Origin of the sequence: Marinobacterium litorale DSM 23545, from assembly GCF_000428985.1 — a bacterium.
Classification (GTDB): domain Bacteria; phylum Pseudomonadota; class Gammaproteobacteria; order Pseudomonadales; family Balneatricaceae; genus Marinobacterium_D; species Marinobacterium_D litorale.
Window position 1 is genome coordinate 1 of sequence record NZ_AUAZ01000044.1, and the last position, 21,778, is coordinate 21,778.

Sequence of the window (21,778 nt, forward strand, 5' to 3'; positions counted from 1 at the left end):
ACCGCCTCGCGACGGTCGTAGCCAATGGCAGGAGAGCAGACCTCCCAGGGTAAGACACGTGACCTTCACACTTATACCTGCCGCATCTACGACCGCTGCTCCGTGCAAGTACCGGGCTTTGAAGATATTGGACTCCTCACCCGCAGCCGTCGCCTCGTATGCGATTTCTATTCGTCAGGCCAGTGCTTTGCCTTCGGCTTCCTTCAGATTCCACCTCGCGATGGACACCCTTGCCGTTCGGCTAGTGGTTCCCCTTGCCGGGCCCACAGAGGACTTGCACCTCCAAGTCATCCGACCGCCACCACGCGCGTCGGAACAGCGCCCGTCAAGGCGCTACGCGCCATGCCTGGCGCACCAAACAAAAACCGGGCTCGCCATGCAAGCCCGGTTCGAGTTGTGCGCAAAAGCGGTCGTTAGAGCTGAGTATGCAGCCCACACTCCCGCGTTTCCAGTGCCTTGGTCGGATCGAAGTAATCGTGCTCATTGGGCAGCCCGTACTGATCCAGATAGGCCTCCATCTGCGCTTCGTTCCAGTTGAACAGCGGCGCGACCTTGATCACGCCATCTTTACTGGCGGTCACCACATCCAGCGACTGACGGAACTCGGTCTGATCCTTGCGGATCGCATTGAACCAAAGGTCCGGACCAAGCTCGGCCAGCGCGCGCTGGAACGGCTCCAGCTTGACCTGACGGGTGAACTCTTCATGCAGCGGGTCATTCACTTCCGGGATACCTTTCATCAGCACGTTACGCCGGGCGGCCGTCATCTGAGGAATATAGGTCACCACGTTCAGGTTCAGGTCCTGGATCACCTTCTCGGCGAAGCGGTAGGTGGCTGACGTGTTATAGCCGGAATCCACCCAAAGCACCTGGATATCAGGTTTGAGCTGAGTGACCATATGCAGGATCACCGCCTCATAGGGACGGAAGTTGGTGGTCACCAGCGGTTTTTTAGCCTGTTCCAAACCCCACTGGATGATCTCCTGCGGTGTTTTGCCTTCCAGAGCCGCGTTGGCTGCGGCCAGATCGATACTCATTGGTGTTCTCCCGGCTCTTAGTTCTGAAGGTAGATCGGACGCGGATCGTCCGCACTGCCCTGATAACGCACGCTGATCTCGTCGAACGCCTTAAGGAAGTCGTCCGAATAGCTCTCATCATCGAATTCAAAGGCGTTTATGCCGCAACGCTCCATGTAGCCGAGCTGGTCGCGGGCAGGCTGACCCACCGCGCGTAACTCACCTTTGTATCCGGCCCTGCGCAGAATGCGCGCCAGGGAGAATCCGCGGCCATCGCGGAAGATGGGAAACTCGATGGCGATCATCGGAAAGCGCTCCAGATCCGACAGCACCGGGGTCAGGTCATCATCACCGTTGACCTTCACCGCCAGGCGGTCGGAATGTGCGTCCAAAGCCTCTTTCTGCTCCAGATAGAGCGCCAGCGGCACCAGCAGATCGCCGCTTTGCGGCAGGCTGTCGGCCTCTTCGACCAGCTGCCAGCTGTCGTCGGTTACAAGCTTGCGATCAATGAGCAGCGGCATAGACTTTCTCCTTGAACGGGGCGACGCCTACGCGGCGTACGGTATCAACAAAACGCTCCTCTTCGGTGCGCTGTTCAACATAGGCTTCCAGGATCTTCTTCAGAGTATCGGCCACTTCATCGGCCGCTACCGCTCTGCCGAGCACCTTACCCAGCGAGGCATCTTCGCGGTCCGAACCCCCGATGGTGATCTGGTACCAGTCTTCGCCTTTCTTATCGACGCCGAGGATTCCGATGCCGCCGACATGATGGTGACCACAGGCGTTGATGCAACCCGACATATTCAGGCGAATCTCGCCCAGATCGTAGAGGTAATCCAGATCGTCGAACGCCTGATTGATCTGCTCGGCGATATTCAGCGTCTTGGCGTTGGCCAGGGCACAGAAATCGAAACCCGGGCAGACGATCATATCGGTCAGCGTGCCGATGTTGGGGCGCGCCATGTTGTGCTCGGCGAGCTTCTGCCAGACCGCGTACAGGTCGGCATTTTTCACGTCAGCCAGCACCAGGTTCTGCTCGTGGGTGGAGCGCGCCTGTCCGAAGGAGTATTGCTCGGCCAGATCAGCTACCACGTCCAGTTGCAGATCGGTGATATCACCGGCCGGCTGCAGCTGCGGCTTAAGCGACACCACAACAGCGGTGTAACCCGGTACCTTGTGGTTGTGGGTGTTGCGCTCATACCAGACACGGAAAGCTTCATCACTATCAAGCTTCTGCTGCAGAGTCGTGTCGTTACCCGCTTCAGCGTCATAGTCGAACGGCTGGAAGAAGCTCTTCACGCGATTAATCTCGACCTCGGTCAGTTCCAGCTCGCTGGAACGGATGTTGGCCCACTCCGCCTCAACTTCTTCACGGAACGCATCGATCCCCATCGCTTCGACCAGAATCTTGATACGTGCCTTGTATTTGTTGTCGCGGCGCCCCTTGAGGTTGTACACGCGCAGGATCGCCTCCAGGTAGGAGAGCAGATCTTTCTTCTCCAGGAACGGACGGATCTGCTTGCCGATCACCGGAGTACGGCCCAGACCGCCACCGACCAGAACCTCGAATCCGATCTCGCCTGCATCATTCTTGACCAGGTGCAGGCCGATATCGTGAACCTGTGAGGCTGCACGGTCGCGTGGGCTGCCGGTCACCGCAATCTTGAACTTACGCGGCAGGTAAGCGAACTCCGGGTGCAGCGTGGACCACTGACGGATAATCTCACACCAGGGGCGCGGATCTTCCAGCTCATCCGGTGTCACTCCGGCGAACTGGTCCGTGGTGGTATTACGGATGCAGTTACCGGAGGTCTGGATCGCGTGCATCTGAACCTGCGCCAGCTCTGCCAGAATATCGGGCACCTCTTCCAGCTTCGGCCAGTTGAACTGAATATTGGTACGGGTGGTGAAATGCCCGTAGCCCTTGTCGTAGGTGCGCGCGATATGCGCCAGTTTGCGCAACTGCGGCGAAGAGATCAGGCCGTAGGGAATGGCAACACGCAGCATCGGGGCATGACGCTGGATATACAGGCCATTCATCAGGCGCAGGGCCAGGAACTCGTCATCGGACAGTTCGCCGGCCAGAAAACGCCGAGTCTGGTCGCGGAACTGCTCGACCCGCTCATCGACGATCTTCTGATCGACTTCGTTATAAATGTACATTGTTAGGCTACCTTCAACCGGGCCCACACCCGGACAGTTTGAGGTTCTTTTATATCAGGAGATTAATATCCGGCTCAGGCGGCCAGCACAAAGCGCAGGCCAATTGCCATCAGCAGCGAACCCATGATTGGCTGCATCACACGCGGGGACAGGCGAGCGCCCACATGGCTTCCCACGAACACCCCCGGCAGCGAACCGATCAGCAGGAACGCCAGCAACTCCAGATCCACACCGCCGAGCTGATAGTGGCCGGCACCGGCCACCGATGTCAGAACCACAGCGTGAACCAGGTCGGTGCCGACAATCGCCGGCATGGTCAGGCGTGGGTAAAGTACGATCAAAAGAGCCGTACCCAGTGCGCCCGCGCCTACCGAAGAAAGTGTAACCATAGCGCCCAGGGCAAAACCGGTGACAACCGTAATGGTCGGACGCCAGCGGCGCAAGCGGTTAGTCATGGGGCTGTCTGACAGTGAAGCCGCAAAATCACGGATCTTACCGCGCAAAAATACCGCAATGGAGGTCAGCACCAGGGAAAAGCCCAGTGTCAGATTCATCAGATACTCGATCTGTTCAAGCCCATCCAGGCTCTCCAGGTAATTCAGAGTCACCAGGCTGCCAGGAATCGAGCCCATCAGCAAAAAGCCGACAATCTTCCACTGCACCAGCTGTTTGCGCGCATACGAATAGATGCCACCACACTTGGTGATCGCCGCATACAGCAGATCCGTACTGACCGCGACAAACGGCGGGATTCCGAACACCACGATCAGAATCGGTGTCATCAGAGCGCCGCCGCCAATGCCGGTCAGACCAACGACCACGCCTACAACCAGGCCAGCTACTATATATGCGAACTCCATATGCGGACGTCCTATCTCCGGCTATATCGATTTAGGCGCCCATGGTAACGGCGCCAAGTTATAACACAAAATAATTAATAAGAATTTTATTAGCACATTTTGAACTATAACCCATCAAGTGGGCGGCATGACCGCTTATAACATCTAAGTATTTAAAGATTTCTATTTATTCTTTTTGATTTTATATCAAGTCAGCGATAATCTCGTCGCAAATCGTGGGCGTCACTGCATTCTGCGACCCCTCGCCGTTTTATCACCATCAGTTTGATTTGAAGAGCCGAATGATGAACCAGTTACCGGAACACCGTTTGACCCACCTGAAGCAGCTGGAGGCCGAGAGCATCCACATCATCCGCGAAGTGGCTGCGGAGTTTGATAACCCGGTAATGCTCTACTCTATCGGTAAGGATTCTTCGGTGATGCTGCACCTGGCGCGTAAAGCGTTTTATCCCGGCACACCACCATTCCCACTGATGCACGTGGATACCACCTGGAAGTTCAAGGAGATGATCCGTTTCCGCGACCAGATGGCTAAGGAAGCCGGTATGGACCTGATCGTCCATATCAACCAGGAAGGAGTGGATATGGGTATCGGCCCGTTCACCCATGGTTCTGCCAAGCACACCGATGTGATGAAGACCCAGTCGCTCAAGCAGGCGTTGAACAAGTACAAGTTCGATGCAGCTTTCGGCGGTGCCCGTCGTGACGAGGAAAAGTCCCGTGCCAAAGAGCGTGTTTTCTCCTTCCGTGACAAGAACCATCGCTGGGATCCGAAAAACCAGCGCCCGGAGCTTTGGAACATTTTCAACACCCGTATCGACAAGGGCGAGAGCATCCGTGTGTTCCCGCTGTCCAACTGGACCGAGCTGGATATCTGGCAGTACATCTATCTGGAGAGCATTCCCATCGTACCGCTCTACTACTCTGCGGTGCGCCCTGTGGTCGAGCGCGACGGCATGTTGATCATGGTCGATGATGATCGTTTGCCGCTTAAGGACGGCGAAGAACCGATGATGAAGCCGATCCGATTCCGCACGCTGGGTTGCTACCCGCTCACCGGTGCCGTGGAGTCCGAGGCGGACACTCTGCCTGAAATTATTCAGGAGATGCTGCTGACCACCACGTCGGAGCGCCAGGGACGAGCCATCGACCACGACAGCGCAGGCTCCATGGAGCAGAAGAAGATCGAGGGGTATTTCTGATCCTCCTGTCGCGAACAGCGAGTCGATCGAAACCCAAGCGCCTTTACCCGATTTTTTAAGAGTAGAAAGAAATGAGTCACCAATCCGAACTGATCGCCGACGATATCGAAGCGTACCTGCACCAGCACGAAAACAAGGAGCTGCTGCGCTTTCTGACCTGTGGCAGCGTGGACGACGGTAAATCCACCCTGATCGGCCGCCTGCTGCACGACTCCAAGATGATCTATGAGGATCAGCTGGCCGCGATCCAGTCCGACAGCAAGAAAGTCGGTACCACCGGCGAAGAAATCGACCTGGCACTGCTGGTTGATGGTCTCCAGGCGGAGCGCGAACAGGGCATCACCATTGATGTTGCCTACCGCTACTTCTCCACCGCCAAGCGCAAATTCATCATTGCCGACACCCCGGGACACGAGCAGTACACCCGCAACATGGCCACCGGTGCGTCCACCTGTGATCTGGCGATCATTCTGATCGATGCCCGTCACGGGGTTCAGGTACAGACCCGCCGTCACAGCTTTATCGTCTCATTGCTGGGTATCAAGCACACTATCGTCGCCATCAACAAGATGGACCTGGTGGACTTCAGCCAGGAGCGCTTTGAGGAGATCAAGGCGGAATACCTGCAGTTTGCCGAGCAGCTCAACCTGCCGGACATCCACTTCGCGCCGATCTCGGCACTGAAGGGCGATAACGTGGTCAACGTATCCGAGCAGACGCCCTGGTACGACGGCGAACCGCTGATGTCACTGCTTGAAAACGTGGAGATCGCCAACGACATCAACACAGAAGCGCTGCGTTTCCCGGTCCAGTACGTCAACCGCCCCAACCTCAACTTCCGCGGTTACTGCGGAACGCTGACGGCGGGTATTGTGCGCCCGGGCGATGAGGTGACCGTGCTGCCATCAGGCAAATCCAGCAAGGTGAAGTCGATTGTTACCTTCGATGGTGAGCTGCCCGAAGCGTTTCCGCCCATGTCGGTGACCCTGACACTGGAAGACGAGATAGACGTTTCCCGTGGCGATATGATCGTCCACAAACATCACAAGCCGGACGTCACCCGCCGTTTCGACGCTCACCTGGTCTGGATGGCCGAGCAGGAGCTGGTGCCGGGCCGTACCTATGACATCAAGCTGGCCGCCTCGCGCAGCGCAGGCAGTGTCACTGCAATTCGTCACCGGATCGACGTCAACACCCTGCAGCAGTCCCCGGCTGCTACGCTGGGTCTGAATGAGATCGCCCGGGTGGAGATCGATGTGGAGCGTCCGCTGGTGGCCGATGACTACCGTCAGCACGCCGGTACAGGCTCGTTCATCGTCGTTGATCGACTGAGCAACGCGACCGTGGCGGCGGGCATGATTCTGGGCGACAGCCTGGCCAACGATGACGACTCCATCTACACGGCTCCGGCCGTATCCGCCGAGGAGCGAGCGCGTCGTTTCGGTCAGCAGGCCAGCGTAATCAGCATTGATGCCGGCGACCAGAGCGCCAGCCTGCTCTACACCCTTGAAAAGCGGCTGTTCGAACGCGGCCGTATGCCACTGGTTGTAGCGCAGAGCAGCCTGCCGGAGGGTATCGGATCGGCCAAGGCGCTGAGCGAAGTACTGGTCGGACAGGGCTTCCTGGTGATCACCGACCTGACCGTAGATGGCGCGTTCCGGGTCGCCTATCAGGGCGATGCCGAGCTGACACTGGACGCCGGTATGGACCTGAGCACCCAGATCGACACCTTGATTCACGCGCTGGTACAAGCTGAAAAAGTCTGATTGACGGACTGTTATATTGACAGGGGTCGGCGTTGTCACGGGCAAGGCTGTACCCCTGTTCCGTTAAATTGGTAAAATCAGCTGTTTCTAAAGTGTCTAATGCAGCGGCACGCGGCTAAGGCAAGCATATGACCGATTTTCTGCTGATATTGATCAGTACCGTCCTGGTCAACAATTTTGTTCTCGTACAGTTTCTAGGACTGTGCCCGTTCATGGGCGTGTCCAACAAACTTGAGACCGCCATGGGTATGTCTCTGGCGACCACGTTCGTCCTGACCCTATCCTCTGTCTGCAGTTACCTGGTCTACACCTACCTGCTGAAACCGTTTGACCTGACCTATCTGCAGACGATCTCGTTTATTCTGGTGATCGCGGTGGTGGTGCAGTTCACCGAAATGGTGGTCCACAAGACCAGTCCGCTGCTCTACAAGCTACTGGGGATTTTCCTGCCGCTGATTACCACCAACTGTGCGGTCCTCGGCGTTGCACTGCTCAATATCAAGAAGCAGAACGACTTCTTCGAGTCGATCGCGTACGGGTTTGGCGCGGCGGTCGGCTTCTCCCTCGCACTGGTGCTGTTCTCAGCCATTCGCGAGCGTGTCGCTGTCGCAGATGTACCCGTCCCCTTCCGCGGCGCCGCGATCGGTATGGTGACCGCGGGCTTGATGTCATTGGCGTTCATGGGCTTTACCGGCCTGGTTCAGTTCTGATCGGGAGTAGACATGAGCACCATTTTGACAGCGATTATCGTTCTGTTTGTTCTCGCCGTTTTGTTCGGGGCACTGCTCGGATTTGCTTCGGTCCGCTTTCGGGTAGAGGGCAATCCCATCGTCGATCAGATCGACGCGATTCTGCCTCAGACCCAGTGCGGCCAGTGCGGTTATCCCGGCTGCCGTCCCTATGCCGAAGCGATTGCCAATGGCGATGCGATCAACAAGTGCCCGCCGGGTGGACAAAGCACCATTGAAGCGCTGGCCGATCTGCTCGATGTAGAGGCGGTGCCGCTGGACGCCGAACACGGTGAGGAAAAGCCCAAGTCGGTCGCCTTTATCCGCGAGGATGAGTGCATCGGCTGCACGAAATGTATTCAAGCGTGCCCGGTGGACGCCATCCTCGGCGCTGCCAAACAGATGCATACGGTTATCGCCAGCGAGTGCACCGGGTGTGATCTCTGCGTTGAGCCCTGCCCTGTGGACTGCATCGACATGATTCCCATTGAAACCACACCCAATACCTGGAAGTGGCCGGAACCGCCGAGCCCCATGCAACTGATCGCCACTGATCGCGGCCGCGGCGTTGCCGCTTCGGAGAGCGTTTCATGAGCAAGGTGTTTGCATTCCACGGCGGCGTACATCCGCCGGAGAACAAAAAGCAGTCAAGCCGCGCGCCCATTGGCAAAGCGCCTCTGCCGGCGCGGCTCGTGCTACCGATGCAGCAGCATATCGGCGGCCCCGCCGACCCGTTGGTCAAGGTGGGCGACCGGGTACTCAAGGGACAACTGATTGCCGAACCGATCGGACGCATCAGTGCTTCGATCCATGCGCCCACATCCGGCATAGTGGTCGATATCGCGGCCTACCCGATCCCTCATGCATCAGGGCTTAGCGCCGAATGCATCGTGATCGAACCCGATGGTGAAGAGCAGTGGGTGGAACATCAGGGCCTGGGTGACTATAAGGCACTCAACCGCCAGGAGCTGATCGAGCATATTCGCCGCAGCGGTATCGCCGGTATGGGTGGTGCCGGCTTTCCCACGGACGTAAAACTGCACCTGAGCGAAGACCATATCGTCAATACACTGATCATCAATGCGGCAGAGTGTGAGCCCTACATCACTGCCGACGATATGCTGATGCGTGAGCGCGCCCATGAAGTGATCGGCGGCATTGAAGTCATCGCTCACCTGCTGCGTCCGAGCCATATCCTGATCGGTATCGAAGATAACAAACCCAACGCGATTCACGCGCTGCAGAGCGCGCTGAAACACTGCGACCTGAACATTGACGTCATCGTGGTACCCACCAAGTACCCGTCCGGTGGCGAACGGCAGTTGATCAAGCTGCTGACCGATATTGAAGTCCCCAGTGGCCGCATTCCCGCCGACATCGGTATTGTCTGCCAGAACGTGGGCACCACCAGCGCTGTGTACCGCGCCGTTCACCGCGGCGAGCCTTTGATCTCTCGTATCGTCACCGTTACCGGCGATGCCGTACGGCACCCACAGAATCTGGAAACCCTGTTGGGCACACCGTTCAGCACCCTCCTGGAAGCCTGTGACCTGCGTCCTGAAGCATTGGCACGCCTGGTATTGGGCGGCCCGATGATGGGCGTTACGGTGGATAACGACCGGATACCGGTTATCAAAACCACCAACTGCCTGATTGCGGCCACCGAGCAGGAGATGCCACCGGCACCGCCGGCTCAAGCGTGTATCCGTTGCGGCATGTGTGAACAGGCCTGTCCGGCGGACCTGCTGCCCCAGCAACTCTACTGGTTCTCCAAGGGCCGGGAGTTCGATAAGGCCAAGAACCACAATCTGTTTGACTGTATCGAGTGCGGTGCCTGCGCGTATGTCTGCCCCAGCAATATTCCTCTGGTGCAGTACTACCGCTTTGCCAAGTCCGAAATCCGCACTGAAGAGCGCGAGCAGCAGAAAGCGGATCATGCCCGAGAGCGTTTCGAGGCAAGACAGGCTCGCCTGGAGCGAGAGGCCGCAGAGAAAGAGGCTAAACGCAAGGCACGGGCAGCCGAAGCCGCCAAGGCTCAGGAGCAACGCAAGGCTCAGGCAGAACAACCTGCCAGCGAGGCACCGGCCGCATCCGCCAGCCCGGATATCAAGCAACTGAAGACGGCGGCGGCGGTGGCACGCACCAAACTCAAAAAGGCCCAGAAAGCCTACGATGAAGGTGCAGCAGCGAGCGTCGACAACCTGGCGGAGCTGGAAGCGGCACTCAACGATGCCCGTCAGAAAGCGGAAGCGGCAGAGCAGGCACTGTCGGCTGGCTCACCGGCACCCAGCGGCGGTGGTGACGATCAACTCAAGCAGCTGAAGGTCGCCGCAGCCGTGGCGCGCACCAAACTTAAGAAAGCCCAGGATGCACTGAAGAGCGCTGAAGACAAAGGATTAGATGGCATCGACAAGCTGCGCGCGACTGTTGAAACACTTGAGCAGAAGGCCAGTGAGGCTCAACAGGCGTTTGATGCTGCACAGAAAACCAGTGCACCTGCAGCTGTCGAGAACGCTCCGCAACCGGAGCCAAACAGCCCGGAGAGCGGGATTGATGCCAAAGCGCTGAAACAGCAGGTTTCAATCATGCGCACCAAGCTCAAAAAATCTCAGACTGCACTGGATAGTTGCGAGGATGCAGAGGAAAAGGCGCGCCTGGAACAGGAAGTGGCTGACCTCAAACAGCGTTTTGATCAGGCCACTGCCGCCTTTGAGAAAGCCGAGCAGGCTCAGATTGAAGCGGCGGCCAAAGACGGCGTCGATTTGAAGCAGTTACGCATCGACGCGGCGATGGCGCGGGCCGCTGTTACCAAGTCTGAGCGCGCTCTGTCGAAAGCGGAATCCGACGACGAGCGCAGCACCATCGAACAGGATCTGGTCGCGGCCCGGGAAAAAGCCGAAACGCTGAACCAGACGCTGAGCCAGTATGAATAACCTATTGCCACAGGAACACTGACCCATGGCACTGATACACCTGAGTTCGCCTCACGTATCCAAGGCCAACAGTACCGCCGACGTTATGCGCCTGGTACTGATTGCCACCCTGCCCGGTATCCTTGCGATGACCGTTTTCTTCGGCTGGGGTACGCTGGTGCAGATCGCATTGGCCTCGGTGCTGGCTCTTGGCTTCGAGGCGGCCATACTCAAGCTGCGTAAACGGCCACTGGGCTTTTTCCTCAAGGACGGCAGCGCATTGGTCACCGCCGTATTGCTGGCCGTAGCGATTCCACCGTTTTCGTCCTGGTGGGTTACCGCGACAGGCATTTTCTTCGCCATCGTGATCGCAAAACAGCTCTATGGTGGCCTGGGGAACAATCCGTTCAATCCGGCCATGGTCGCCTATGCACTGCTACTGGTCTCCTTCCCGGTGGAGATGACTCGCTGGACCTCCCCGATCACCCAGAATGGCGAAGGATGGCAGGTCGCCGGCTTGCTGGAGACGCTTCAGGTCATTTTTGGCAGTGTTGAAGCCACCTGGTATGACAGCTTTACCGGCGCAACTCCGCTGGATGTTCTGAAACACCGCGCGGGCCAGACAACCGAAGAGATCTGGCGCCAAAGCGATGTGCTGATCAACGGCGTCGCAGCCTGGTATGCCGTCAGCGCGGCCTGGTTCATGGGCGGCATATTCCTGCTATCGCGCAAGATATTCACCTGGCATGCGCCGCTGTCGATGCTGATTGCCCTGTTCCTTATGGCCAGCATGTTCTACGGTTTCGATCCGGATAACTATGTTAGCCCCGTGGTCCACCTCGGCGTCGGCGCTACCATGCTCGGTGCTTTCTTTATCGTCACCGACCCGGTTTCGTCCGCCACCAGCAACCGGGGCAAGGTCATCTACGGAGCCGCCATCGGTGTGCTGATCTACATCATTCGCACCTGGGGCAACTATCCGGATGCGGTTGCGTTCTCGGTACTGCTACTGAACCTCTGCGCTCCCTTTATCGATCAGTACACCCAACCGCGCACCTACGGTCATAAACGCGCCAACCGCGGAATGAAAGGAAAGAGCTAATGATGACGGAGATGTTCTCGGCCGTTCGGCGCAGCACACTGGGAATCGGCGTATTCGCGATCGTTACGGCAGGCGTTATCGCTGTCACCCAGCTCGCCACCAAGGAACGGATCGCCGCCAACATTGCTGAAGCCGAAGCGAAAGCGCTCTACCAGATTGTGCCACCCTCGGTGGATGATCAACTGCATGAGCATCGCCTGCCTTTCCACGCACCGGAGCTGGAGCTCGACAATGCAGCCCATGCCTGGCAAGCCATAGTTGATGGGCAGGTTAGCACCGTTATCATGCCCGTGGTCGCACCGGACGGATACAGCGGCGGTATCCGACTGCTGGTGGGTATTAACCGCGATGAAACGGTGGCCGGCGTACGGGTTCTGGCGCACAAGGAGACACCGGGCCTGGGCGATAAGATAGAGCCGTCCAAATCCGATTGGCTGAACGGGTTCGTTGGCAAAACGATGAGCGGACCCGGCGATGACAGCTGGGCGGTAAAAAAGGATGGTGGCCAGTTCGATCAGTTCACCGGTGCTACCATTACACCCAGAGCTGTGGTTAACGCCACCGGACGCGCCATCCAGTATTTCCGTGCTCACAAGGCGCGACTGCTCACGCCGGTGACCGAGCAGACCGGCCAGCCAGAGGGGGCTTCACAATGAGTATCGATTACCGAAAAATCACCCTGAACGGGCTTTGGCATAACAACCCGGCGCTGGTTCAACTGCTGGGCTTATGCCCGCTGCTGGCGGTGACAAGCTCGGTGGTAAACGCCATCGGCCTGGGCCTGGCCAGCACCCTGGTTCTGACCAGCTCCAACCTGACGGTCTCACTATTCCGCCGTCTGGTGCCGGAAACCGTTCGTCTCCCCATTTTCGTGATGATCATCGCATCCTTCGTAACCGCCATTGAGCTGTTGATGCAGGCCTTCACTTACGAGCTCTACCTGATCCTCGGTATTTTTATCCCGCTGATCGTGACCAACTGCGTCATCATGGGCCGGGCCGATGCCTTTGCGGCCAAGAACCCGGTCTCAGCGTCGGTGCTGGATGGCTTTATGATGAGCCTGGGTTTCACCAGCGTTCTGGTTCTGCTGGGTGCAATCCGGGAAGTGCTGGGCACCGGCGCGATCTTCGCCAATATGCATCTGCTGTTCGGCGAAAGTGCTCGCAGCTGGACCCTCACGCTGGCGGAAAATTACGATGGCTTTCTGTTTGCCATTCTGCCGCCGGGCGCGTTTGTCGGGCTCGGTTTGCTGATCGCACTTAAAAATGTGATTGACGCGCGTGCCGAAGCGCGCCGCAAAACGGCACCGGCAACCCCGGCCGCAGGCAGTAAACGGGTCCGGGTTACCGGCTAGAGCCCCCCGCAGCCGCTCTGGTCTCAGGCTGTTCAAGAAATTAACGAGCAGCCTTGACCCGGGCCACTTTATCCATTCAAATGGCGTATTGTTTCAATCACGCGACGTTACTATAAGAAAGCCAACACCGAACAAGGAGTTATGGTGAGTGCGCCCATCCCGATCGTAATTTGTGATGATTCTCGCCTCGCTCGCAAGCAGATGGCGCGCTCTCTGGCGGAATGGAACGTGGAGATCACGGAAGCCAATCATGGCCTGGAAGCGATCGAAGCGGTCCGGGCCGGCAAAGGCCACCTTCTTTTCCTCGACTTGAATATGCCGATCATGGACGGCTATCAGGTGCTAGAACGAATCCGCGCGCAAGACCTGCCCACGCTGGTTATAGTGGTCTCCGGTGATGTTCAGGCAGAGGCCCGCGAACGCGTGATCGGCCTGGGTGCCATGGGCTTTATCAGCAAGCCGATCGATGCCCAGATCCTGCGTGACGCCCTCTCCGAGTACGGTTTGATCGACGAGCTCGAACCCTTGCCTCCAGAGGAGCTGGGACGCACGGCCCACGCCGATACGGCGCTGGAACTAAAAGACTACTATCAGGAGCTTTCCAATGTGGCCATGGGGCGCGCCGCTGAGCTCCTGGCCAAACTCCTGGGTGTTTTTGTTCAGCTACCCGTGCCACGGGTACGGCTGATCGAATGCGAAGAGATCGCGGCCCTGCTCGAGCAATTACGCGTTGAATCCGCCATCAGCAGCACCTTGTGCCAGGGCTTTTTGGGCCCGGGCATTGCCGGCGAAGCTCTGCTGATCTTTGATCAACACAGCCTTGAAGATATGGCGCGCCTGATGAAAATTGATGGCCCGATCACCGATGCGGTGCAGCGGGAGATGTTGATGGACATCGCCAACGTCTTAATCAGTGCCTATCTGGGTGAGCTGGGCCAACAGCTGGATGTGACCTTTAACCAGGGTGCGCCTGTCGTTCTGGGCAAACACTACCGACTGCCGGATACCGACGTTCTCAAGCGGTGGAAGCGAACCCTGTCCATCGAGGTCGGATACCGCATCGAAGGCTACGATATTGGCTGTAACCTGTTGCTCCTGTTCACCGAGGATTCGATCAACGCTCTCAATGAAAGGACCAGGTATCTGTAATGAGCCAGGAACAGACACTGAGTATCGACGCCTTTCACTGGCATATCGGACTGCTGCAGAACCTTGATGTGGGCCTTGTGGTGCTGGATCAGGATCACAAGATCCACCTCTGGAACACCTTCATGGCAAACCACTCGGGACGGACCGACAGCGAGGTCCGCGAACAGGACCTGTTTCAACTGTTTCCGGAACTGCCCAAAGACTGGTTCCGGCGTAAGCTTGAAACTGTTTTCATGCTTCGCAACCGTGCCTTTATCACCTGGCAGGAGCGCCCCTACCTGTTCCATTTCAAACCCGACCGGCCGATTACCGGCAAAGCGGATCACATGTACCAGAACGTGACGCTGATTCCGCTGACATCACCGGACGGCACCGTTCGCCATGTGGGCGTTCTGATCTATGACATGACCGATGCGGCGATGAGCCACCTGGACCTGGAGGTGGCGAATCAGGAGCTCAGCCGACTCAGCCGCACCGACCGCCTGACCGGCCTGTTTAACCGGGGATATTGGGAAGAGTGCCTGGAGCATGAACATGACCGCTTCCTGCGCAGCGGCAACACCAGCAGCCTGATCATGCTCGATATCGACCATTTCAAGCAGATTAATGATACCTTCGGGCACCCGGCCGGAGATGAGGCAATACGCCGGTTAGCGGAACTGATCCGCGAACACACCCGTTCCACCGACACCCCCGGACGCTACGGCGGTGAAGAGTTTGGTATCCTTCTGCCGGATACCCCGGCGGACCGGGCCGAGATACTGGCGGAACGTCTCCGAAAGGCCGCACAGAATACCGTCGTGGTCCACGAAGGCGAGCGTATCCAGTTCACAATCAGCCTGGGCATTGCCGAGGCCTCGGGTGAGAACGGTGAGCATACCGGCTGGCTGAGCCGTGCCGATGAAGCCCTGTACCACTCCAAACAGAATGGTCGTAACCAGACCACCATCAGCTAACTCTTTCGATCGACCCGACCCCCGATGAATGCGGCCAAACGACACGAGATCTTCTCCCGACTGCGGGAGCAAAACCCGAATCCGACCACCGAGCTTAACTACACCACCCCCTTCGAGCTGCTGATCGCCGTTATTCTATCGGCCCAAGCCACCGACGTAGGCGTCAATAAGGCAACCGCGAGACTCTACCCGGTCGCTAATACGCCGGACGCAATCCTCGGCCTGGGGGTCGAGGGGCTCAAGGAGTACATTAAGACCATCGGCCTCTACAACAGTAAGGCTGAGAACGTAATTAAAACCTGTCGTGCACTGATTGAATTGCATGACGGAGAGGTTCCTAGCTCGCGCGAAGCGCTGGAAAAGCTACCGGGCGTCGGGCGCAAAACAGCCAACGTGGTACTCAACACAGCCTTTGGCGAACCGACCATGGCAGTGGACACCCATATTTTCCGTGTATCAAACCGAACACGAATCGCACCGGGTAAAACCGTGCTGGAGGTCGAGAAGAAGCTGCTACGCTTTATTCCCAAGGAGTTTCTTCAGGACGCTCACCACTGGCTGATCCTTCATGGACGCTACGTCTGTACCGCACGTAAACCGCGCTGTGGTGCCTGCATCATTGAGGACCTGTGTGAGTACAAAGAGAAGAGTGACTACGTCGACTGATTTCGATCGATAGAGAGCAGCTCCAGTTATACCCAGATTCTGTGGATAGATCTGTGATTAACAGCTGAGAAAATGGCGCTTGGCAGCATGATTACTGGCTTTACAACAAACTGTCGCGTTCTTGGCCAATGTTTTCTAAGTCATTGTTTTTTATATTTAAATACGATTTGTTCGACAAAATCAAGACTTGACTAAAAGTTTTTTAGTCGCGTGAGAGTCGTGCAGTGGATAAACAATTCCCTTTTAATTACCAAGGGAAATAATAAATCCACTCAGACACGCAGTATCAACACCCCTGACGTCCTGCAGGCCAGCTGTGCATGAATTGGTGGATGAAAGTTTGCTCAGGCCTGGAAGATAACGCCACAGAGACGTTCTGCCGCCTCAACCTCAAACATCAAATCGATGCTAATTGCCTACAAAATCATAAAGTTACGATATTGATATAAACAGGAATACGCAATTTTCCACAGCAGGCAACAGGACGTCACCCGCTTGTGGAAAAGAATATTGAGGGCGCGATGGCGCTAACTGTCAGGAATCTCGATCTCAATGTGACTGGCAGGCCGGCAACAACATGCCAGCACTTCGTCATCACCTAAATCAACCAGGCTATCCTGGACCGGCTCCACTTCTCCATCAAGCAAGCGTACTTTACAGCAGCCACAGTAGCCGCCCCTGCAATTATAGGGGGCGGGTATCTCCTGGGCCTCGAGGGCGTCCAGCAGAGAAAACTCATACTGGTAGTAAAACGTGTGATAGTTACTGACCTTGATTCTGGGGATACCGGACATGGGTCGACGCGTTCCTACAGGTCAAAGCCATCGAAGTCATCGGAATCGACGTCGTTGTCGATCTGACCGACCAGGTACGAGCTGATTTCCGACTCCTGAGGGGCAACCTGTACGTTGTCACTGACCAGCCAGGCATTCATCCAGGGCAACGGATTCTGACGTGCCGGGAAGATCTCCTCCAGGCCTAATGCCTTCATCCGAACGTTGGTAATGTACTCAACATAATCGCCCAGAATGCGTGCATTCAGACCAATCATAGAGCCTTCGCTGAACAGGTATTCAGCCCAGTCCTTCTCCTGCTGCGCCGCTTCCTTGAAGATCCGGTAAACGTCCGCCTCGCACTCCTTCGCAATCTCCTTGAACTCAGGATCATCGGTACCGGCTTTCATCAGATTCAGCATATGCTGAGTACCGGTCAGGTGCAGCGCCTCATCACGGGCGATCAGACGAATGATCTTGGCATTCCCCTCCATGATTGCTCGTTCGGCAAACGCGAAGGAGCAGGCAAAGCTGACATAAAAGCGGATCGCCTCAAGCACATTGACCGATACCAGCGTCAGGTAAAGCGTTCGCTTCAGATTGTAGAGAGTAGCGTCCAGGCTGCGCCCCTCTACCTGGTGAACACCGGGCCCCAGCACCGTGTAGATATTTACCAGCTCAATAAACTCATCGTACAGGCGGGTAACCGATTCAGCGCGGCGCACAATTTCCGGATTGGTCACAATCTGGTCGAACACAGCAGACGGCTCGGTGACGATATTCCGGATGATATGGGTATAGGAACGGCTGTGAATGGTCTCACTGAACGCCCAGGTCTCAAACCAGGTTTCCAGCTCGGGCAGTGAAACCACCGGCAGGAAAGCCACATTCGGGGAGCGCCCCTGCACAGAGTCCAGCAACGTCTGGTACTTGAGGTTACTCAGAAAGATATGCCGCTCATGCTCCGGCATCTTCTGGAAGTCTTTGCGGTCGGTACTGAGATCAACCTCTTCAGGACGCCAGAAAAACGATAGCTGTTTTTCGATCAGCTTTTCGAAAATCGGGTATTTCTGCTTGTCATAACGGGCCACGTTCACATTACGGCCGAAGAACATCGGTTCACGGGTGGCGTCATGATCGCTCGAACTGAAAGTGGAGTAGGCCATTCACGTTTCCTGAATGCAAAAGCACGGTACACCCCCTGCCCTCAGACCGAGGCCAGGGGAGATATAAATCAATAACTTGGACTAAAGCCTAAATCAGAGCTTGCAGGCGCCGCCTTCACAACCCATATCGTCGTGCGAATCCTTCGCACCATCCCGGGTATTGTGATAGTAGAGCGTCTTAACACCGTATTTATAGGCTGTAAGCAGATCTTTGAGCAGCTGCTTCATCGGCACCTTTTCGCCCGGGAACTTGGTCGGGTCGTAGTTGGTGTTGGCCGAAATCGACTGATCGACAAACTTCTGCATGATACCCACCAGCTGGAGATACCCGTCGTTGTTCGGAATCGACCAGAGCAACTCATAGTCATCCCGCAGGCGCAGATACTCAGGCACAACCTGCTTCATCACCCCATCTTTACTCGACTTCACCGATACAAACCCGCGAGGCGGCTCGATACCGTTGGTGGAGTTGGTAATCTGCGAGGAGGTTTCACAGGGCATCAGGGCCGTCAGCGTACTATTGCGCAGGCCAAACTCGCGGATATCCTCACGCAGAGTTTCCCAGAAGTAGTGCAGAGGTTCCTCGCAGAAATCATCCACATCGCGCTTGTAGGTATCGATGGGCAGCAATCCCTGAGCATAGGTGGTCTCGTTGAACTTCGGACAGGGGCCCATCTCCTTGGCCAGCGCATTGGATGCCTTCAGCAGATAGTACTGAATCGCCTCAAAGGTTCGATGCACCAACCCGTTGGCGGAACCATCGGAGTAACGCACACCGTGTTTGGCCAGGTAGTAAGCAAAGTTGGTTACGCCCACGCCCAGTGTGCGTCGGTTCATGGTCGCGTTATAGGCTGCCGGCACCGGGTAATCCTGGTAGTCAAGCAGGCTGTCCAGCGCACGCACAATCAGATCCGCCAGATTTTCGAGTTCGTCCAGGTTCTCCAGCGCGCCCAGGTTAAAGGCGGACAAGGTACACAGCGCGATCTCACCATCCGGATCGTTTACATCCTTCAAAGGCTTGGTAGGCAGCGCGATCTCCAGACACAGGTTGGACTGCTTAACCGGAGCGACCTTCGGGTCGAAGGGGCTGTGGGTATTGCAGTGATCCACGTTCTGCACGTAGATACGACCGGTAGACGCACGTTCAGAGGCCAGCAAACCGAACAGCTCCACCGCTTTCATGGTCTTCTTGCGGATGTTGGGGTCCTGCTCGTACTGAACGTAGAGACGCTCGAACTCATCCTGATCGGCGAAGAAGGCCTCATACAGCCCCGGCACTTCGTGCGGGCTGAACAGCGTGATGCTCTCGCCCTTGATCATGCGCTGATACATCAGCTTGTTAATCTGTACGCCATAATCGATATGCCGTACGCGGTTTTCCTCCACCCCGCGGTTGTTCTTGAGCACCAGCAGGGATTCAACTTCCAGGTGCCAGATCGGGTAGAACAGCGTTGCAGCACCGCCACGTACACCACCCTGTGAGCAGGACTTCACCGCGGTCTGGAAATGCTTGTAGAACGGGATACAGCCGGTATGAAACGCCTCGCCGTTGCGGATCGGGCTACCCAGCGCGCGTATACGCCCCGCGTTGATACCGATACCCGCACGCTGAGATACGTATTTTACGATCGCAGCGGCAGTAGCATTGATGGAATCCAGGCTGTCGTCTGTCTCAATCAGTACGCAGGAGCTGAACTGACGCGTCGGCGTACGCACACCTGCCATGATCGGCGTCGGCAGCGACAGTTTGAATTGGGAGGTGGCATCATAGAAGCGCTTAACGTAATCCAGGCGCGTCTCTTTCGGATAACCGGAGAACAGGCAGGCAGACACCAGCATGTAGAGCAGCTGCGGGCTTTCGTAGACTTCGCCACTGACCCGGTTTTGTACCAGATACTTCCCTTCCAGCTGCTTGACCGCCGCATAGCTGAAGTTCATATCCCGCTCGTGGGCCAGGTACGCGTTCAGCTCATCCAGCTCTTCACGGGAATAGTCGGTAAGCAAGTGACGGTCATACCGCTTCTCTTCCACCATCTTGGCGACATGATCGAACAGGTGGGGCGGCTCAAAGCTACCAAAAGCGCGCTTGCGCAAATGGAAAATGGCCAGACGGGCCGCCAGGTACTGGTAATCCGGCGCATCCTCCGATATCAGATCAGCTGCTGACTTGATCAGTGTCTCGTGGATATCGGAGGTCTTGATTCCCTCGTAGAACTGCAGGTGGGCTCTGAGCTCAACCTGAGATACCGAGACGTTTTCCAACCCTTCAGAGGCCCAGATGATGACCCGATGAATTTTTTCCAGATCAATCGGCTCACGCCGCCCGTCACGTTTGGTAACCATCAGGTCTTGCTGCATTTAGCTCATCCCTTCCATATTGTGACACCCAGACGACCTGCCCCGGCGGGGAACTGCTGGATGTTTTTTGAACGGCCGCTTTTTGTCGCTGTTATGCGTCATGCTACGATTGGTGAAAAAATCAGCAGAAACACAACATCTAGTACGGCTTCGATTTTAAAGCACTAAATATAGTGAGTAGCGTACCGATTTCAACACTTGAAATTTGTGCGTATCACTGCCCTACCCCGACCTGACAGCAGAGAATACAGGCATCACGCGGTCTGCCGGGAAGGCAGAATACAGTAGAATTTTTTTCATGGAAGAGCCAATTTTATACAAAATTATGCATGTCAAAAAAGCCTGCAAAAGCCTGATCTTTACCCTTTACAATCGGCCTTCCGAGCTCTATCATGCGCGCCCTCTGGTGAGGTTCCCGAGTGGCCAAAGGGATCAGACTGTAAATCTGACGCGAAAGCTTCGGTGGTTCGAATCCACCCCTCACCACCATCCCAAATTGCTTTCTCCACTGAGTTAATCGCCCACTCTTCAGGCAAGGTATAACTCGTGGATGAGAACCACCGAAGGTGGTTCGAGCCGAGCACGCAGTGCGAGACGACGTTGAGCTGCGAAGCAGCGCAATCCGGGAATCTTCCCGATCGGGTAGGAGGAGGTCTTGCGACCTCCGTCCTCTCACACCACCGTACGTGCGGTTCCGCATACGGCGGTTCATGATACACATTTAAGCCGATGATACTGATCCATCAGCGATACCAGTCCGATGCGATCAAACACCTTCTTCGGCAACGCCTGATTCAAATGAGAGGCGCACGAGTTCCACCAAGGACCACGCCCATTGGTCGCACTGCGCCAAGCCCTGTCTTCAGACAGACCCAGTCGCATCAGCATCTTGACCCGGGTGAACGGCCGCTTCCATTGACGCCAGAGGATTTTGCGCAGATGCCGGCGGATCCAGCCATCCAGCGCCTCGAAGCTCCCTTTCACATCGCTATATCGGAAGTAGTTGATCCAGCCCCGCAGTTTCGGGGTCAGTATCTCGACCGTCCGATAGATCCTCTGTCCTCGACCTCGGCGAAGCACCTGCTTGATCGTAGCCTTCAGTCTCTTCAGCGACTTCTCTGCCACTTTGAGCCGGATATTCCGCGTGCGATTATCCACGCTATAGCCCAGAAAACTCCTGTTCCAAGGTCGATCAACCGCACTCTTATCACGATTGACGCGAAGCTTGAGTCGGCGCTCAAGATAATCGGTCAATGAAGCAAGAACACGCTCTCCCGCCTTCCGGCTTTTCACGTAGATGTTGCAGTCGTCCGCGTACCGGCAGAACCGGTGGCCCCGCCGTTCCAGCTCTCGATCCAGATCCGTCAACAGGATATTGGACAGCAAAGGTGAGAGAGGGCCACCCTGGGGCGTACCTTCCTGCCGTGCCGTCACAACACCTCCCTCCATGATCCCGGCCTCTAAATAGGCACGGAGCAGTTTCAGGAGACGTTTGTCCGTGATCCGACGCGCCAACCGCGACATCAGGATGTCGTGGTTGACCCGGTCGAAGAACTTTTCCAGATCGATATCGACCACCCAACGGCGCCCCTCTTCCATGTAGGACC

General features: G+C 56.6%; 19 protein-coding genes and 1 tRNA gene. 12 read left to right on the forward strand and 8 right to left on the reverse strand.

What is annotated here, in order from left to right; all coding sequences use genetic code 11:
• Positions 1 to 413: 413 nt before the first annotated feature.
• The 4 genes from G403_RS0119280 to G403_RS0119295 all read right to left on the reverse strand — a co-directional run bounded on the left by G403_RS0119280 (position 414) and on the right by G403_RS0119295 (position 4,039).
• The gene (locus G403_RS0119280; protein WP_027855441.1) at positions 414 to 1,037 is read right to left on the reverse strand and encodes a phosphoadenosine phosphosulfate reductase domain-containing protein; all 624 of its coding nucleotides are present in this window, start codon (positions 1,035 to 1,037) and stop codon (positions 414 to 416) included.
• Positions 1,038 to 1,054: 17 nt separating this feature from the next.
• Positions 1,055 to 1,537, reverse strand: a complete 483-nt coding sequence (locus G403_RS0119285; RefSeq protein WP_027855442.1) for a DUF934 domain-containing protein — start codon at positions 1,535 to 1,537, stop codon at positions 1,055 to 1,057.
• Positions 1,521 to 3,179 (reverse strand): nitrite/sulfite reductase, encoded by a 1,659-nt coding sequence (locus G403_RS0119290; RefSeq protein WP_027855443.1) that lies wholly within the window; start codon positions 3,177 to 3,179, stop codon positions 1,521 to 1,523. The genes G403_RS0119285 and G403_RS0119290 overlap by 17 nt, the downstream gene beginning before the upstream one ends.
• Positions 3,180 to 3,253: 74 nt before the next feature.
• Entirely contained in the window at positions 3,254 to 4,039 is a 786-nt protein-coding gene (locus G403_RS0119295; RefSeq protein ID WP_027855444.1) for a sulfite exporter TauE/SafE family protein, read from the reverse strand.
• A 284-nt stretch (positions 4,040 to 4,323) separates the two neighbouring features.
• Here G403_RS0119295 and cysD point away from each other — a divergent pair, with 284 nt between their 5' ends.
• From cysD to nth, 11 genes are all read left to right on the forward strand, one after another.
• A complete protein-coding gene (cysD, locus tag G403_RS0119300; RefSeq protein ID WP_027855445.1) occupies positions 4,324 to 5,241 on the forward strand; it encodes a sulfate adenylyltransferase subunit CysD in 918 nt (305 codons plus the stop codon).
• 71 nt (positions 5,242 to 5,312) lie between these two features.
• Entirely contained in the window at positions 5,313 to 7,007 is a 1,695-nt protein-coding gene (gene cysN, locus G403_RS0119305) for a sulfate adenylyltransferase subunit CysN (RefSeq protein WP_027855446.1), read from the forward strand.
• Positions 7,008 to 7,135: 128 nt separating this feature from the next.
• On the forward strand, positions 7,136 to 7,717 hold the full coding sequence (gene rsxA, locus G403_RS0119310; protein WP_027855447.1) for an electron transport complex subunit RsxA: 582 nt from the start codon (positions 7,136 to 7,138) through the stop codon (positions 7,715 to 7,717).
• A gap of 12 nt (positions 7,718 to 7,729) precedes the next feature.
• Positions 7,730 to 8,329 (forward strand): electron transport complex subunit RsxB, encoded by a 600-nt coding sequence (gene rsxB, locus G403_RS0119315; protein ID WP_027855448.1) that lies wholly within the window; start codon positions 7,730 to 7,732, stop codon positions 8,327 to 8,329.
• A complete protein-coding gene (gene rsxC, locus G403_RS0119320; protein WP_027855449.1) occupies positions 8,326 to 10,668 on the forward strand; it encodes an electron transport complex subunit RsxC in 2,343 nt (780 codons plus the stop codon). Before rsxB ends, rsxC begins: the two co-directional genes overlap by 4 nt.
• Positions 10,669 to 10,693: 25 nt before the next feature.
• Entirely contained in the window at positions 10,694 to 11,749 is a 1,056-nt protein-coding gene (rsxD, locus tag G403_RS0119325; RefSeq protein ID WP_027855450.1) for an electron transport complex subunit RsxD, read from the forward strand.
• Positions 11,749 to 12,405, forward strand: a complete 657-nt coding sequence (gene rsxG / locus G403_RS23995; protein ID WP_036234689.1) for an electron transport complex subunit RsxG — start codon at positions 11,749 to 11,751, stop codon at positions 12,403 to 12,405. Before rsxD ends, rsxG begins: the two co-directional genes overlap by 1 nt.
• Positions 12,402 to 13,103 (forward strand): electron transport complex subunit E, encoded by a 702-nt coding sequence (locus G403_RS0119335; protein WP_027855451.1) that lies wholly within the window; start codon positions 12,402 to 12,404, stop codon positions 13,101 to 13,103. Before rsxG ends, G403_RS0119335 begins: the two co-directional genes overlap by 4 nt.
• 144 nt (positions 13,104 to 13,247) lie before the next feature.
• Complete coding sequence (locus tag G403_RS0119340; RefSeq protein ID WP_245578404.1) at positions 13,248 to 14,252, forward strand: response regulator; 1,005 nt, start codon at positions 13,248 to 13,250, stop codon at positions 14,250 to 14,252.
• Positions 14,252 to 15,208 (forward strand): sensor domain-containing diguanylate cyclase, encoded by a 957-nt coding sequence (locus G403_RS0119345; RefSeq protein WP_027855453.1) that lies wholly within the window; start codon positions 14,252 to 14,254, stop codon positions 15,206 to 15,208. Before G403_RS0119340 ends, G403_RS0119345 begins: the two co-directional genes overlap by 1 nt.
• Before the next feature lie 24 nt (positions 15,209 to 15,232).
• Positions 15,233 to 15,874, forward strand: coding sequence for an endonuclease III (nth, locus tag G403_RS0119350; protein ID WP_027855454.1), 642 nt, complete (start codon positions 15,233 to 15,235; stop codon positions 15,872 to 15,874).
• Between the two features lie 527 nt (positions 15,875 to 16,401).
• Here the strand turns inward: nth and yfaE are convergent.
• From yfaE to nrdA, 3 genes are all read right to left on the reverse strand, one after another.
• Positions 16,402 to 16,668, reverse strand: a complete 267-nt coding sequence (yfaE, locus tag G403_RS0119355; protein ID WP_027855455.1) for a class I ribonucleotide reductase maintenance protein YfaE — start codon at positions 16,666 to 16,668, stop codon at positions 16,402 to 16,404.
• A gap of 14 nt (positions 16,669 to 16,682) precedes the next feature.
• A complete protein-coding gene (gene nrdB, locus G403_RS0119360) occupies positions 16,683 to 17,813 on the reverse strand; it encodes a class Ia ribonucleoside-diphosphate reductase subunit beta (protein WP_027855456.1) in 1,131 nt (376 codons plus the stop codon).
• 93 nt (positions 17,814 to 17,906) lie between these two features.
• Positions 17,907 to 20,171 (reverse strand): class 1a ribonucleoside-diphosphate reductase subunit alpha, encoded by a 2,265-nt coding sequence (gene nrdA, locus G403_RS0119365; RefSeq protein ID WP_027855457.1) that lies wholly within the window; start codon positions 20,169 to 20,171, stop codon positions 17,907 to 17,909.
• 405 nt (positions 20,172 to 20,576) lie between these two features.
• Between nrdA and G403_RS0119370 the strand changes: the two genes are divergently transcribed.
• Positions 20,577 to 20,660, forward strand: a tRNA-Tyr gene (locus G403_RS0119370).
• Between the two features lie 219 nt (positions 20,661 to 20,879).
• On the opposite strand, the gene G403_RS0119375 is transcribed toward G403_RS0119370, so the two are convergent.
• Positions 20,880 to 21,778: reverse transcriptase domain-containing protein (locus tag G403_RS0119375; protein WP_027855458.1), on the reverse strand; the 899-nt coding region annotated here is incomplete at its 5' end.

Excerpts from the sequence above, each read along its gene's own strand:
- G403_RS0119280 (WP_027855441.1), bottom strand. The coding sequence starts at position 1,037 with ATGAGTATCGATCTGGCCGCAGCCAACGCGGCTCTGGAAGGCAAAACA.
- G403_RS0119285 (WP_027855442.1), bottom strand. The coding sequence starts at position 1,537 with ATGCCGCTGCTCATTGATCGCAAGCTTGTAACCGACGACAGCTGGCAG.
- G403_RS0119290 (WP_027855443.1), bottom strand. The coding sequence starts at position 3,179 with ATGTACATTTATAACGAAGTCGATCAGAAGATCGTCGATGAGCGGGTC.
- G403_RS0119295 (WP_027855444.1), bottom strand. The coding sequence starts at position 4,039 with ATGGAGTTCGCATATATAGTAGCTGGCCTGGTTGTAGGCGTGGTCGTT.
- cysD (WP_027855445.1), top strand. The coding sequence starts at position 4,324 with ATGAACCAGTTACCGGAACACCGTTTGACCCACCTGAAGCAGCTGGAG.
- cysN (WP_027855446.1), top strand. The coding sequence starts at position 5,313 with ATGAGTCACCAATCCGAACTGATCGCCGACGATATCGAAGCGTACCTG.
- rsxA (WP_027855447.1), top strand. The coding sequence starts at position 7,136 with ATGACCGATTTTCTGCTGATATTGATCAGTACCGTCCTGGTCAACAAT.
- rsxB (WP_027855448.1), top strand. The coding sequence starts at position 7,730 with ATGAGCACCATTTTGACAGCGATTATCGTTCTGTTTGTTCTCGCCGTT.
- rsxC (WP_027855449.1), top strand. The coding sequence starts at position 8,326 with ATGAGCAAGGTGTTTGCATTCCACGGCGGCGTACATCCGCCGGAGAAC.
- rsxD (WP_027855450.1), top strand. The coding sequence starts at position 10,694 with ATGGCACTGATACACCTGAGTTCGCCTCACGTATCCAAGGCCAACAGT.
- rsxG (WP_036234689.1), top strand. The coding sequence starts at position 11,749 with ATGATGACGGAGATGTTCTCGGCCGTTCGGCGCAGCACACTGGGAATC.
- G403_RS0119335 (WP_027855451.1), top strand. The coding sequence starts at position 12,402 with ATGAGTATCGATTACCGAAAAATCACCCTGAACGGGCTTTGGCATAAC.
- G403_RS0119345 (WP_027855453.1), top strand. The coding sequence starts at position 14,252 with ATGAGCCAGGAACAGACACTGAGTATCGACGCCTTTCACTGGCATATC.
- nth (WP_027855454.1), top strand. The coding sequence starts at position 15,233 with ATGAATGCGGCCAAACGACACGAGATCTTCTCCCGACTGCGGGAGCAA.
- yfaE (WP_027855455.1), bottom strand. The coding sequence starts at position 16,668 with ATGTCCGGTATCCCCAGAATCAAGGTCAGTAACTATCACACGTTTTAC.
- nrdB (WP_027855456.1), bottom strand. The coding sequence starts at position 17,813 with ATGGCCTACTCCACTTTCAGTTCGAGCGATCATGACGCCACCCGTGAA.
- nrdA (WP_027855457.1), bottom strand. The coding sequence starts at position 20,171 with ATGCAGCAAGACCTGATGGTTACCAAACGTGACGGGCGGCGTGAGCCG.